Raw genomic sequence first — 12,895 nt, 5'->3', positions numbered from 1 at the left:
TGAGAAACGGTGGCGGAACGCCCTGTCTTTGGTTTTTGGGGGTGCGGGGCTGTATCAATATGCGGCTCCGCCGCCTGGGCGCGACCAGCCCACCGGCCCGCGGCTGATCACGCACCGGTCACATCCCGGCTCCCGCTCGGCAGTGCTTCCGTCGCCTTTCAGCCACCCCACGTTGACACGCTGCCCGAGTGTTGGCCATGGTTCCCCCCGCAGATCTCCGCCGCTGCCAGTTGCTGGGCCTGGCAGGCACCGCCTGTCTCGCGGCAGGCGGTGAGACGTCCGGAGCCCTGCCCGTACGCGAACTGCTCGCCCCGTCCTCCGCACACGCCGCCCTCGGCCTGGTCGGCGTCCACTTCGGCGTCGTCCTCCTCATCGCGGCCTGGGCACTGCTCGGCCGCCTGATACGCCGCCCCGACCCGCCAACCCCCCGCGCTTTGCTGCTCGTCCTGGCGATCTGGGCCGCCCCGCTGCTCCTCGCACCCCCGCTGTTCAGCAGGGACGTGTACAGCTACCTCGCCCAGGGCGCCATGGTCGACGCCCACATCGACGTGTACGCACACGGCCCGTCCCGGCTCGGCGGCCCGCTCGCGGACGAGGTCGCCCCGATCTGGCGGCACACCGGCGCCCCGTACGGCCCGGTCTTCCTCGCGGTCGCGTCAGCGTTGGCCGGCGTGACCCGCGGCGAACTCCCCGCCGGCCTCTTCGGGATGCGGCTGGTCGCACTCCTCGGCGTGGCGCTGATGGCGGCCACGCTGCCTCGCCTGGCCCGGCACAGCGGCGCCGATCCGGCCGCCGCGCTCTGGCTCGGCGCCCTCAACCCGCTGGTCCTGCTGCACCTGGTCGCGGGTGCGCACAACGACGCCATCATGCTCGGCCTGCTCGGCGTCGGACTGGTCGCGGCGTTGGGCCGGTGGCCGGTGCTGGGCGCCGTACTCGTCACGCTCGCCGCGTTGGTCAAGGCGCCCGCCGTACTCGGGCTGGCCGCGGTCGTCGTCCTCCAGGTCCGCACGGGCCGGCACCCCGCGAGGGCCGTCCTGACGACGACGCTCGCTGCCGCGGCCACCACTGTCGCCGCGACGGCTGTCGCCGGTACCGGCTACGGCTGGATCGGCGCCCTCAACGCCCCCGTGTCGCCGCAGAACTGGGCCCTCACCAGCCTCCTCGGCCGTGCCACCCGTGCCCTGCTGGAACACCTCGGCAGCGATCTCGCCCCCCTCGCCGTCCCGGTCTGGCACGCCTTCGGTGTCGTGGCCGCCGTGACCGCCGTCCTCGTCATATGGATCCGCCTGCGCCCGCGTCCCGTGTACGCGCTCGGCCTGAGCCTCGCCGCGGTCGCCGCCCTGGGACCGGCGATCCGCCCCTGGTACGCCCTGTGGGGACTGTTCCTCATAGCCGCCGCTGCCCCCAGCACCTCGGTACGCCACCGGGTCGCGGCGGTGACGGGCGTGCTGGCGCTCTCCGTCCTGCCGAGCGGCGGCGCGGCGGACGCCGGGCAGCTCGTGCTGGCCGTCTCCGGCGGTGCGCTCGCGGTGGTGGTGCTGTGGCAGGCCCACCAGGCGGCGCAGGCACCGGCGTTGGGCCGTACGACATGAGGACGTACGGCGTGCGAACGCCCGCCACCGACCGCGGCCGGCTGCTGCTGGTCCTCGCGCTCGCCCTCGTCGTGACCGCCTTCACCGCGACCGTGCCGCTGCTGCGGGACTGGTTCGACCTGCGTGTCTACTACGGCACCGTCGACGCCTGGACGCACCGCGGCGGCCGGATCTACGACTACCGGGTGCCCGGTACGGCGTACGGCTTCACCTACCCGCCGTTCGCGGCCGTCGGCATGCTGCCGATGGCGCTCGTCGACTGGCACACCGCGATCGCCCTGGCCCTGCTGCTCAACCTCGCCGCACTCGCTGTGGCCCTGCGCATCCTGACCGGACGCGGCTGGCGGCGCTACGGCTGGTACGGCTGGGCCCTGGCCGCCTGTCTGCTCGCCCTGTTCGAACCGCTCCGCGACACCTTCAGCTTCGGCCAGGTGAACGTCCTGCTGCTGGCGCTGGTGCTGCTGGACGCCTGGCTGCTCGCCACCGGCCGGGGGAGATGGGCGGGTTGGGGCATCGGCCTGGCGGCCGCGGTGAAGCTGACGCCGGCGCTGTTCATCGGCCTGCTGCTGGTGGCGCGGCGATGGCGGGCGGCCGCCGTGGCGACCGCCGTCGCCGTCGGGGCCACGGCGCTCGCGGCCTGGGTCGCCCCGGACGCCTCCCGCTTCTACTGGACCGACGCGATGTGGGACACCACCCGGATCGGCCGCCTCGACTACGTCTCGAACCAGTCCCTGCAAGGAATCCTGGCCCGGCTCGGCATACCCGACCGGGCGGTCTGGGCGGTGGCGGTCCTGCTGGTCCTGGGTGTCTGGGCGGTGCGCTCGCGCCGGGCGGCCGCCGCGGGCGACTGGGCCGCCGCGTTCGCCCTCACCGGGCTGACCGCCTGCCTGGTCAGTCCGATCACCTGGGTGCACCATCTGGTGTGGCTGCTGCCGTCCTTCGCCGTCCTGGTCCGCGCCGGGCACCCGCGGGTGGCGGGCGCCCTGTACGCGGTGCTGTGCACGAGCGTCGTATGGCTGTGGTTCGACGACGCGTCCGGCGTCGACGGCTTCGTGGGCAGCAACGTCTACGCCTGGATCACCCTCGGCTTGCTGCTGTGGCTGCCGGTCGGTCCACTCCGGGCCGAGCGCCCGCCCTTGACGCGCAGTACGAACGCCACGGCACCCGCGCCGAGCCCCGCCGCACCCGCGATCGCCCACGCCGGCGACCAGCCGTCGCCGCCCTCCGGCGTCACTACGGCGGCCACCGGTACCGCCTCCGGTCCGGGCTTCGGCCTGGCCCGCAAGGCGTCCAGCGACCCCACCGGATCGACCCGCCCGGCCGCACCGAACCCCCAGTCGAGCAGCTGACGCGCCTCCTCGTAGACGGCGAAGCCGTCGCCCGCCCGGGGGTTCATCACCGTGACGACGAGGGTGCGCGCGCCTCGGCGGGCGGCGGCGATCAGGGTGTTGCCGGCGTTGCTGGTGTAGCCGTTCTTGACGCCGATCAGCCCCGGGTAGCGGTCGACGCCGCTGGCGCCGGTCAGCAGCCGGTTGGTGTTCTGGATCTCGTACGACCCTCCGCCATCGCCCGGGAAGCGGGCCTCCACCGTGGCGCAGTACCGGGCGAAGTCCGGGTTGCGCAGCCCCGCCCGGCCGAACACCGCCAGGTCGTACGCCGACGACACCTGGCCCTTCGTGTCATAGCCGTCCGGCGACAGCACGCGCGTGTCGTGGGCGCCCAGCGCACGCGCCTTGGCCTGCATCCGCGCGGCCGTCGAGCCCCAGCCGCCGCTCAGTTCGGCGAGGACGTGCACGGCGTCGTTGCCGGAGTTGAGGAACATCCCGCGCCACAGGTCGGCGACCCGGTAGGTCCGCCCCGCGGCGACCCCGACCAGACTGCTGCCGGGACCGATGCCGCGCAGCTCGTCCGCGGTGACCTTGTGCCGGATGCCGCCGGGGAGCACGGGCAGCACGGTCAGCGCGAACAGTGTCTTCAGGGTGCTGGCGGGCGGCAGTTTCCGGTGCGCGTCGTGCGCGGCGAGTACCTCACCGGTGCCGGCGTCGGCCACCACCCACGACAGCGCGGAGAGACGCGGCACCCTGGGCGCCCCCGCGTGTGGCCGCACCTGTGTGCCGGGCCGGTACAGCGACGCCGGCTGCGGGGCCGCCGCCCCGGGCCCGCCGGGCCTGTCGGAGTCGGACCTCGCATGGGCGGTCGCGGTGGCGGGCGCGAGCGACAGCAGGCCCGCCACACACAGCGCGCAGGTCGACACGGCGGCCCGGGAAGTAAATCCGATGGTCATACCGTCAACGTAGGAACGCGGCCGTCCCGGATCGCGCTGCCCGGGCCGAGGGCCACGAGCGAGCACCCGGATGCCGCACGGGACTCGCTCCACCGACCGGCCCGGGGGCGTCATCCCCCCAGGTGCGGGTCCGCGACCTCGTCCGGCCTCGCCGCTCGCGGCGTCGAGGTCTCCGCGGTCGAGACCGACGCCGAGCGGCCCACCGGCGTGTACTTCAAGGATCCAGGCGCCGACGGGACCCGTACCTACTCCTACCGCCGGGACTCTGCGGCCACCACCTTGGGCCTCGAGCTGACCGGCTTGCCGCAGCTGCCCGGTCCGGCCGTCTCCTTCGACGTCAACCACCGCCCCGCCCTGTGGCGGAACCGGAGCGCCGACCCGGCGGTCGTACTCCTCGAACTGGACCGCCACGCCGAGATCGTCTTCGTCGGACGCGACGAGGCGGAGGAACTCTGGGGCACCGCCAAGGCGGACGAAGTCCGCGACCTGCTCGCCCCCGACTCCGTCATCGTGGTCAAGGACGCCGACCACGGGGCGACTTCGTACACCCGTGACGGCGAGGAAGTGTTCGTGCCCGCACCCGCGTCCCGGGTCGTCGAACGCGTCGGCGCGGGGGACGCCTTCGCCGCGGGCTACCTCGCGGTGCTCCTGGAGGGCCGGGAGACGGTGGCCGCCCTGCGCCTCGGGCATCTGCTGGCCGCGGCGACCCTGCACAGCTGCGGTGACGTGCCGGCCGTCCTCGCCCCCTCCGGCCTGGACCGGCATCTCGCCCTCGACGACAGGGCCTGGTCGGCTCTGCGGCTGTACTGACGCCGACGGACTACTCGGCGGGCAGCGTCGGCTGGATCCGCCGCAGGAACGTCGCGTTGTCCGGAGTCGCGCGCATCCGCTCCAGGAGGGTCTCCAGGTTGGCCTGCCCGTCCCGGGTCTGCAGGGCCCGGCGCAGACCACGCACGGTGGTCAACTCAGCGGCGGAGAGGAGGAGTTCCTCGCGGCGGGTGCCGGACGGGTTGATGTCGACGGCCGGGAAGACGCGGCGCGAGGCGAGTTCGCGGTTGAGGCGGAGCTCCATGTTTCCGGTGCTCTTCAGCTCCTCGAAGAAGTACTCGTCGGCCCGCGAGCCGGTCTCCACGAGAGCTGTGGCGAGGATCGTGAGCGAGCCGCCCTCCTCGGCCAGCCGGGCGGCCCCGAAGAACCGCTTCGGCCCGATCAGCGCGGACGCGTCGACGCCACCGCTGAGGGTGCGGCCACCGGCGGCGGCCGCGTTGTTGTGCGCCCTGCACAGCCGGGTCAGCGAGTCGAGGAGGATGACGACGTCCTCGCCGGCCTCGACGAGCCGCTTGGCCCGCTCGATCACCAGCTCGGCGAGCGCGATGTGCTGCTTGGGCGACCGGTCGAAGGTCGACGCGTACACCTCGCCCCGTACGGAGCGCCGCATGTCGGTGACCTCCTCGGGCCGCTCGTCGAGCAGCACCACCATCAGGTGGGCTTCGGGGTGGTTCCCGGCGACGGCGGCCGCGATCTGCTGGAGCAGCACGGTCTTGCCGGTCTTCGGCGGCGCCACGATCAGCCCGCGCTGGCCCTTGCCGACGGGCGCGAGCAGATCGGCGACACGCCCGGTCAGGCCGGACGCCGGGTGTTCGAGGCGGAGCCGCTCCTGCGGGTGCAGTGGCGTGAGGTCACGGAAGTGCCGACGGCCGCGCAGCTCCTCGGACGGACGGCCGTTGATCCGGGCGACCTCGGTCAGGGCGCGCTGGGTGCCGCGGACGCCGTCCACGACATCGCCCTTGCGCAGGCCGTACCGGCGCACCAGCTGGGCGGGGACCTGCAGGTCGGAGGGCAGGGGCAGGCAGTTCGCGTCGCGCAGGTGCCCCTTCCCGTTCGTGTCGATGTCCAGGACACCGGTGACGGCCCGGGCCGGGAGGTCCTGGCGGACCGGGGGGCGTTCGAGTGTGGTGGTCATGGTGGGTCGGTCCTCTCACGGACGGAGGTGCATGAGACATGCGGAAGGGAGGGGGAGAAGCCGCGAGCGGAAGACGTGCAGTGCGTCTTCGGGCGGCGGAGAACGACACCTCGGGTATGGCTGAAGAAGCCCTGCTCACGAGGTGGTGCGAAGAGCCGATACGCCGGTCGGGAGCGACGGGCAGGTCGGCGAACCGAAGTGGAACTGGCACGGCCGCCCCAGAGGGGGCGTACACAAGTGCTATCCGCACGGTAGCACAGGGGGTGCGGGTACGGCTGTGGGATACGACTCAGCGGGTGGCCGGCAGGCCGTACAGCAGCGGGATCCGCGGCTCGGGCGGCCGCCACCAGCCATGGGGCGTCCGCTCCATCCGCGGCCAGCGCGGCCAGAGAAGCTCGTCGCTCTCCCGAAGCCGTCGGATGGTCACTCCCGTACTCGTCAACGCGGTGACGACCTCTCCTATTCCGTGCATCCACCCGCTCAGGTAGTCGTGCCGGAGCAGCAGCTCGGGGCCCTCGCCCGGCGCGGGCATCGGGCCCAGCGAGTTGAGCAGGGGATGAACACGGCGACGTACAACCGCCCGCCGGGACGCAGGAGTTGGGCCACCTCACCCGCTCACCGCTTGAGGTCGGGCAGATAGCACGGGGCCCCCTTGCCGGTGTACACGACCCTGTACGTAGCTGACGTCGAGCCCCGCCTTCGCCGCGAGGCGTCCCGGTTCGCCTGGTTGGCCCGCATCTGCCGCGCGTACTCGCACCCGTCGCCCTGCTCCTGCTTTGAGTTCGGCCTCGCCAACGTCGTGATGCCGGCCGGGGCCGTCGGGTACGTGGGGACAGGGACGTTCGGCCCTTGTTGCCGCGTGCGGTGACTGACTTCACTGATCACGCGGGTCCGCCCGTGGACCCGCCACGCACCCGCACACCGACGAGGCGGCAACAGCCCGATGACCAGCAGCACCGCGACCGCACGGCACGGCACCACCCCGGCACTGGAGGACGGACCAGAACGGAAGACCACTCCGGAGGGCGCGACGGGGGCCTCGCGCGCCCTCGCGTGGCTGCTGATCGTGTCGGGAGCGCTCGGCACCCTCGCCTCCTTCGTGATCACCATCGACAAGTTCAAGCTCCTCCAGAACCCGAACTTCTCGCCGTCGTGCAACATCAGCCCGATCCTGTCGTGCTCGAACGTCATGACCAGCGACCAGGCATCCGTCCTAGGCTTCCCCAACCCCCTGCTCGGCCTGGCGACTTACCCCGCGGTGGCCACCCTCGGGTTCGTGCTGCTGGCCGGGGGCCGCCTCCGGCGCTGGCTCTGGCTCGGGCTGAACCTCGGCACCCTGCTCGGCGCGGGCTTCTGCATGTGGCTGATGACCCAGGCGCTGTACGAGATCGGCGCGCTGTGCCTGTGGTGCTGCCTGGCCTGGGCGGCCACCATCGCCATGTTCTGGTACACCACCGTGCACAACCTCCGGCACGGCGTCATCCACGCTCCCCGCGGACTCGTCGCCGGGGTACGGGAGTTCCACTGGGCGGTGCCGGTCACCTGGTACCTCAGCATCGTGATGCTGATCGGGACCCGCTTCTGGTCCTACTGGCAGACCCTGGTCTGACATGCGGGAACGTCCTGAACCGGTACGGGTGTTCATCCTCGACGACCACGAGGTAGTACGACGGGGAGTGCGGGACCTGCTGGAGGCCGAGCCGGACATCGTCGTGGCCGGAGAGGCCGCGAGCGCCCGGGAGGCACTTGCCCGGGTGCCCGCCGCCCGACCCGACGTCGCGCTGCTCGACGTACGGCTGGGCGAGAGCGGCGGCGGTGACCACGCCGGGGTGGAGGTGTGCCGGGAACTGCGCGCCCGGATGCCCGAGTTGGCCTGCCTGATGCTGACGTCGTTCGATGACGACGAGGCGCTGTTCGACGCCATCATGGCGGGCGCCGCCGGCTACGCGCTCAAGCGGATCGACGGCTCCGACCTGGTGGCCGCGGTCCGTGCGGTGGCGGGCGGACAGTCCACGCTGGACCCCAGGGCCACGGCACGCGTGCTGGCACGGCTGCGCGCCCCGCGCCCGGCGGAGCCCGAAGCTCCCTCCCCGTCACCGGAGTTGGAGCGGCTGTCGCCACGAGAGCTGCAGATCCTGGAACTGATCGGCGAGGGCCTGACCAACCGCCAGATCGCCGAGCGGCTGTTCCTCGCCGAGAAGACCATCAAGAACCGGGTCTCATCCATCCTGGCCAAGCTCGGCGTGGGCCGCCGCGTCCAGGCGGCGATCCTCGCCCAGCGGCTGCTGGAGCAGCAGGGGCCGGGCAGGGCGTAGGGGCCGCCGAGGCTCGTTCAGTCGGCGGGCAGCGATGCCCGCCACACGATTCGGGTGCCGCCCGACGCCGGGGACTCGACGGTCAGTGTCCCGCCATACCGTTCGGCGCGGGCGCGTATGTTCGCCAGGCCGCCCGTGTGGGCCCCGGGCGCGTTCCTGGCGGGCGGCATGCCCACGCCGTCGTCCGTCACCATGAGCGTCACCCTGTCCCCGGCCGTCGGCACGGTGAGTGCCACCTCCGCGGCGCGGGCCCGGGCGTGCCGGGCGACGTTGCTGAGCGCCTCGGCCGTCACGGCGAGCAGGTCCTCGGCCAGGTCGGCCGGAACGGTGGAGTCCACGGGCCCGTCGATCCGCAGGGAAGGGCTGAAGCCCAGGGACTGGGCGGCCAGCCGGGCGGTCACCGGCATACGGCGGCGCAGCCCCGGCCCGCCGCGGTCGTCCCCGGCGGAGCGCAGCTCGAAGATCGTCGACCGGATGATCTGGACGGTGGTGTCCAGGTCCTGAACCGCCCGCGCGACCCGCTCGGCGGCATCGGAGCCCTCGATCATCCGGGTCGCGCTCTGCAACGTCATGCCGGTGGCGAAGAGCCGCTGGATCGCCAGGTCGTGCAGGTCGCGGGCGATACGGTCGCGGTCCTGCAGCATGGCCAGCTCCTGGGACTCGGCGCGGCGCCGGGCGAGTTCCAGAGCGATGGCGGCCTGGTCGGCGAAGCCGGAGACGAGGGCCACCTCGGTGTCGTCGAAGGGCTGCCGCCCCGGATGCCGGCTCAGCCGCAGCTCACCGCAGAACGCGCTGCTGAGGGGGAGGGGGACGGCGACGGTGGGACCGTTCACCTCGGGGGCGGCGTCGGCGCGAGGCCCGCGTCCGTCGCGGGCACTCCCGGCGCCGGACGTGTACGTCGGCTGAGTGTTGGGTCGGTTCTCGTCGGTCCGGTACGTCGGCTGAGTGTCGGGTCGGTTCTCGTCGGTCCGGTACGTCGGCCCAGCGCCGGCCCCGTTCCCCCCGGCCCTCTCCGCCACTGCGATGTCGGCCCCGTTGTCCCCGGCCCCGTCCGCCACTTCAGTGCCGACCCGGTTCTCCTCCACCCCATACGCCACCTCCGCCGCGAGCCGCGCCCCCTCCGCCCCGCCGCCCGGCAGCAGCACCGCGGCCCGGTCGGCGTCGGCCACCTCGCAGGCCCTGCGGGCGACCAGATGCAGTACCTCGCGCACCTCGGCGCCTGCGAGCAGGCTGCGGGTGATCTCGGTGAGCGCCTCGAGCCGCTGCTCCCGGCGCCGGCTGCCGTCGTACAGACGGGCGTTGTCGATGGCGACCCCGGCCGCGTTGGCCAGCGTGGCCAGGACGGCCTCGTCGTCGGCGTCGAACCCCGTACCGCCGCGTTTCTCCGTCAGGTAGAGGTTGCCGAACACCTCGTCCCGCACCCGGATGGGCACCCCCAGGAACGTACGCATCGGCGGATGGTGCTCGGGGAACCCGAAACTGGCCGGGTGCCGGGTCAGATCCGTCAGCCGCAGCGGAGCCGGGTCGCGGATCAGCTCGCCGAGGATGCCGCGCCCGCAGGGGGCCTGGCCGATCCGGGCCGCCAGCTCGTCGGCGACACCCACGGGCAGGAACTGCGACAGCCGCTCGCCGTCACCGATCACGCCGAGGGCCCCGTACTCGGCGCCGGTGAGGGTGACCGCCGCCTCCACGATGCCCCGCAGCACCTGCGGCAGGTCCAGGCCGCGCCCGAGGTCCATGACGGCGTCGAGGAGACCGTGCATGCGCTCCGGCACGTCGAGGCGAAGCCGTGACGGCGCCGGCTGGGGTGGTGAGTCGGGCATGTCTGGCGCTCCTGGACCGGTCGGTGGCCAGCAGCGTACGACCGCGGAACGGGCCGATGGGCGGTTCATCCGCGCAAGCGTGCGAAGAGGGGCCGTTGGGCCCTACGCACGGTTCCCCGCAGGGACCGTTCGACCCTATCGGGACCCGGTACCCCACCGACGATCATGTGGCGGCGGCCGGGAAGTGCCGTGCATCCCCCGCACGCACCGCGCTTCCCGGTTCGCCGGCACAGGAACAGATCGGGAGGACACCGTCCGGTGGACGAGGCACAGACAGAGCAGTCGAGGCACGCGGCGGACGCGCGGACACGTCCGGTGGTCCGCGCGGAGGCCGGGCCGGTGGCCGTGCGGACGGCGGGCCGGCCGTCCTGGACGGAGTGGCTGACGACCACCGACCACAAGAAGATCGGCACGCTGTACCTCGTGTCGGCGTTCGTGTTCTTCATCGTCGGCGGTGCGCTGGCGCTGATGATGCGCGCGGAACTCGCCCGGCCGGGCCTGCAGGTCATGTCGAACGAGCAGTTCAACCAGGCGTTCACCATGCACGGCTCGATCATGCTGCTGATGTTCGCCATGCCGCTGTTCACCGGCTTCGCCAACTGGATCATGCCGCTGCAGATAGGCGCCCCGGACGTGGCGTTCCCGCGGCTGAACATGCTCGCCTTCTGGCTGTTCCTGTTCGGCTCGTCGATCGCCGCGTTCGGTTTCCTCACGCCCGGCGGCGCGGCCTCCTTCGGCTGGTTCCTGTACGCCCCGCTGTCCGACGCGGTCCACTCGCCGGGCCTCGGCGCCGACCTGTGGATCATGGGCGTGGCGCTGTCCGGCTTCGGCAGCATCCTCGGCGCGGTCAACTTCATCACCACCATCGTCTGCATGCGCGCCCCGGGCATGACGATGTTCCGGATGCCGATCTTCACCTGGAACGTGCTGCTGACCGCCGTACTGGTGCTGATCGTGTTCCCGGTGCTGGCGGCGGCGCTGTTCGCGCTGGAGTGCGACCGCAAGTTCGGCAGCCACATCTTCGACCCGGCCAACGGCGGCGCGCTGCTGTGGCAGCACCTGTTCTGGTTCTTCGGCCATCCCGAGGTGTACATCCTGGCGCTGCCGTTCTTCGGCATTGTCTCCGAGGTCATCCCGGTCTTCTCCCGCAAGCCGATGTTCGGCTACATGGGCCTGGTCGCGGCGACGATCGCCATCGCCGGACTGTCGGTGACGGTGTGGGCGCACCACATGTACGTCACCGGGGGAGTCCTGCTGCCCTTCTTCGCCTTCATGACGTTCCTGATCGCCGTACCGACCGGCGTGAAGTTCTTCAACTGGATCGGCACGATGTGGAAGGGCAGTCTGTCCTTCGAGACGCCGATGCTGTGGACCACCGGCTTTCTCATCACGTTCGTCTTCGGTGGCCTGACCGGCGTGATCCTGGCGTCACCGCCGATGGACTTCCACCTCTCCGACTCGTACTTCGTCGTCGCGCACTTCCACTACACGGTCTTCGGCACCGTCGTGTACGCGATGTTCGCCGGGTTCCACTTCTGGTGGCCGAAGTTCACCGGCAAGATGCTCGACGAACGCCTCGGCAAGATCACCTTCTGGACGCTCACGACGGGCTTCCACCTGACCTTCCTCGTCCAGCACTGGCTCGGCGCCGAGGGCATGCCCCGCCGGTACGCCGACTACCTGGCCGCCGACGGCTTCACCGCCCTCAACACCCTGTCCACGATCGGCGCGTTCCTGCTGGGCCTGTCGGTCCTGCCGTTCTTCTACAACGTCTGGAAGACCGCCAAGTACGGCACGCCCGTGGACGTCGACGACCCCTGGGGCTACGGCCGTTCGCTCGAGTGGGCGACCTCCTGCCCGCCCCCGCGGCACAACTTCGCCTCGCTCCCGCGGATCCGGTCCGAGTCCCCGGCCTTCGACCTCCACCACCCCGAGATCGCCGCGGCCGAGGCGGTGAACTGAGCCGTGTCCCATGCCGTCCCGGCGCTGGGTGCCGCCCTGCTGACCGCCTCCGGCAGCGTCTGGTACCTGCCCGCCCTCGCCGACCTGAGGGCGGGCGCCGACCGGCCGCACTCCCGTCGTACCGCGGCGGCGGCCTGTCTGACCGGCTGGAGCACGATCGGGGCCCTTGCCGTGGCGCTGTTCATGGCCGGGGGGTGGCGGGTGCCCGCCGCCGTGGCGGTCACGGGCGCCGGGGTCTCGGCCGTACTACTGGTGCGTGCCGCCGTACAACGCGGGCTCGAAGCACGGGAGTCGGCTCGTCACTGGGCCGTACTGCGCCAGGCGGCGCCGCCGACTGTTGCGGAGCGCGGGAGCCGTGTCCGTGGCGTCTTCGCCACCCTGGTGGGCTGCGGGCTGCTCGCCGGCACGGCCGCGGCGGCCTTGCTGGCCGCGACCGGTCCCGCGGAGCGCCGGACCTGGGTGACGGCCACGGCCGCCTCAGCCGTGCTCGTGGCCCTGTTCCTCACCGTCGCGGTCACCTGGACGACCGCGGCCCGGGCAGTCAGGCGGACCGCGCCGCCGCCTCCTTCTCGATCTCCTCGAACCGCGCCCCCATCGCCGCCGCCAGGGCCTGCGCGCCCGACAGCGGACGGATCATGACCATGAGGTCGTCGATCAGGCCCTCGTCATCGAGGTGGATGAAGTCGCAGCCGGTGATCTCGCGGCCGCCCACGCGCGCGGTGAAGACCAGCGCGTGGTCGCACCCGCCCGCGCCGCTCATCTCGCGCAGGTAGCGGAAGTCCTCGAAGACCTGTGTGACACCGCGCAGGATCGCCGCCGTGATCGCCTTGCCGGCGTACGGCTTGAACACGACCGGGCTGGTGAAGACGACGTCCTCGGCCAGCAGTGCCTCGACGGCTTCGAGGTCGTTCGCCTCGACCGCCTCGCGGAATGCGCGCATCGGAGCTCCTCTACTA

10 protein-coding genes and 2 pseudogenes are annotated in these 12,895 nt (G+C 72.3%); 7 read left to right on the top strand and 5 right to left on the bottom strand.

Features of this window, described 5'->3' with window-relative positions:
* Positions 1-197 precede the first annotated feature (197 nt).
* The gene (gene mptB / locus AQJ91_RS29425) at positions 198-1,592 is read left to right on the top strand and encodes a polyprenol phosphomannose-dependent alpha 1,6 mannosyltransferase MptB (protein ID WP_067027518.1); all 1,395 of its coding nucleotides are present in this window, start codon (positions 198-200) and stop codon (positions 1,590-1,592) included.
* Positions 1,593-1,603: 11 nt separating this feature from the next.
* Complete coding sequence (locus tag AQJ91_RS56135) at positions 1,604-2,941, top strand: glycosyltransferase 87 family protein (RefSeq protein WP_067027516.1); 1,338 nt, start codon at positions 1,604-1,606, stop codon at positions 2,939-2,941.
* A gap of 50 nt (positions 2,942-2,991) precedes the next feature.
* Here the strand turns inward: AQJ91_RS56135 and AQJ91_RS52510 are convergent.
* Positions 2,992-3,876, bottom strand: a pseudogene (locus AQJ91_RS52510) (D-alanyl-D-alanine carboxypeptidase family protein); the annotation flags it as partial.
* A 207-nt stretch (positions 3,877-4,083) separates the two neighbouring features.
* On the opposite strand from AQJ91_RS52510, the gene AQJ91_RS52505 reads away from it, so the two are divergent.
* Positions 4,084-4,686: a PfkB family carbohydrate kinase gene (locus AQJ91_RS52505; protein ID WP_067027512.1), complete on the top strand. Its 603-nt coding sequence runs from the start codon at positions 4,084-4,086 to the stop codon at positions 4,684-4,686.
* Between the two features lie 10 nt (positions 4,687-4,696).
* On the opposite strand, the gene rho is transcribed toward AQJ91_RS52505, so the two are convergent.
* On the bottom strand, positions 4,697-5,839 hold the full coding sequence (rho, locus tag AQJ91_RS29405) for a transcription termination factor Rho (RefSeq protein ID WP_067027510.1): 1,143 nt from the start codon (positions 5,837-5,839) through the stop codon (positions 4,697-4,699).
* A 289-nt stretch (positions 5,840-6,128) separates the two neighbouring features.
* A pseudogene (locus AQJ91_RS50185) lies at positions 6,129-6,514 on the bottom strand (SAM-dependent methyltransferase); the annotation flags it as partial.
* 268 nt (positions 6,515-6,782) lie between these two features.
* On the opposite strand from AQJ91_RS50185, the gene AQJ91_RS29390 reads away from it, so the two are divergent.
* Both AQJ91_RS29390 and AQJ91_RS29385 read left to right on the top strand, forming a co-directional pair.
* Entirely contained in the window at positions 6,783-7,448 is a 666-nt protein-coding gene (locus AQJ91_RS29390; RefSeq protein WP_067027504.1) for a vitamin K epoxide reductase family protein, read from the top strand.
* Between the two features lies 1 nt (position 7,449).
* The gene (locus AQJ91_RS29385; protein ID WP_067027502.1) at positions 7,450-8,154 is read left to right on the top strand and encodes a response regulator; all 705 of its coding nucleotides are present in this window, start codon (positions 7,450-7,452) and stop codon (positions 8,152-8,154) included.
* 17 nt (positions 8,155-8,171) lie between these two features.
* On the opposite strand, the gene AQJ91_RS29380 is transcribed toward AQJ91_RS29385, so the two are convergent.
* Positions 8,172-9,977: a GAF domain-containing sensor histidine kinase gene (locus AQJ91_RS29380; protein ID WP_407696941.1), complete on the bottom strand. Its 1,806-nt coding sequence runs from the start codon at positions 9,975-9,977 to the stop codon at positions 8,172-8,174.
* A 258-nt stretch (positions 9,978-10,235) separates the two neighbouring features.
* Between AQJ91_RS29380 and ctaD the strand changes: the two genes are divergently transcribed.
* Positions 10,236-11,939, top strand: coding sequence for an aa3-type cytochrome oxidase subunit I (ctaD, locus tag AQJ91_RS29375; RefSeq protein WP_107122567.1), 1,704 nt, complete (start codon positions 10,236-10,238; stop codon positions 11,937-11,939).
* A gap of 3 nt (positions 11,940-11,942) precedes the next feature.
* Positions 11,943-12,578, top strand: a complete 636-nt coding sequence (locus AQJ91_RS53865) for a hypothetical protein (RefSeq protein ID WP_159054678.1) — start codon at positions 11,943-11,945, stop codon at positions 12,576-12,578.
* Here AQJ91_RS53865 and AQJ91_RS29370 read toward each other — a convergent pair.
* The gene (locus AQJ91_RS29370; RefSeq protein ID WP_067027501.1) at positions 12,481-12,879 is read right to left on the bottom strand and encodes a nuclear transport factor 2 family protein; all 399 of its coding nucleotides are present in this window, start codon (positions 12,877-12,879) and stop codon (positions 12,481-12,483) included. The genes AQJ91_RS53865 and AQJ91_RS29370 overlap by 98 nt on opposite strands.
* Positions 12,880-12,895: the final 16 nt, after the last annotated feature.

The sequence above is a fragment of the Streptomyces dysideae genome (genome assembly GCF_001514305.1).
Taxonomy (GTDB): Bacteria; Actinomycetota; Actinomycetes; order Streptomycetales; family Streptomycetaceae; genus Streptomyces; species Streptomyces dysideae.
This window is presented reverse-complemented; position numbering and strand designations above follow the sequence as displayed.

Coding starts and splice junctions, on each gene's coding strand:
- AQJ91_RS29385 (WP_067027502.1), top strand. CDS start 7,450: ATGCGGGAACGTCCTGAACCGGTACGGGTGTTCATCCTCGACGACCAC.
- AQJ91_RS29390 (WP_067027504.1), top strand. CDS start 6,783: ATGACCAGCAGCACCGCGACCGCACGGCACGGCACCACCCCGGCACTG.
- AQJ91_RS29380 (WP_407696941.1), bottom strand. CDS start 9,977: ATGCCCGACTCACCACCCCAGCCGGCGCCGTCACGGCTTCGCCTCGAC.
- mptB (WP_067027518.1), top strand. CDS start 198: ATGGTTCCCCCCGCAGATCTCCGCCGCTGCCAGTTGCTGGGCCTGGCA.
- AQJ91_RS29370 (WP_067027501.1), bottom strand. CDS start 12,879: ATGCGCGCATTCCGCGAGGCGGTCGAGGCGAACGACCTCGAAGCCGTC.
- rho (WP_067027510.1), bottom strand. CDS start 5,839: ATGACCACCACACTCGAACGCCCCCCGGTCCGCCAGGACCTCCCGGCC.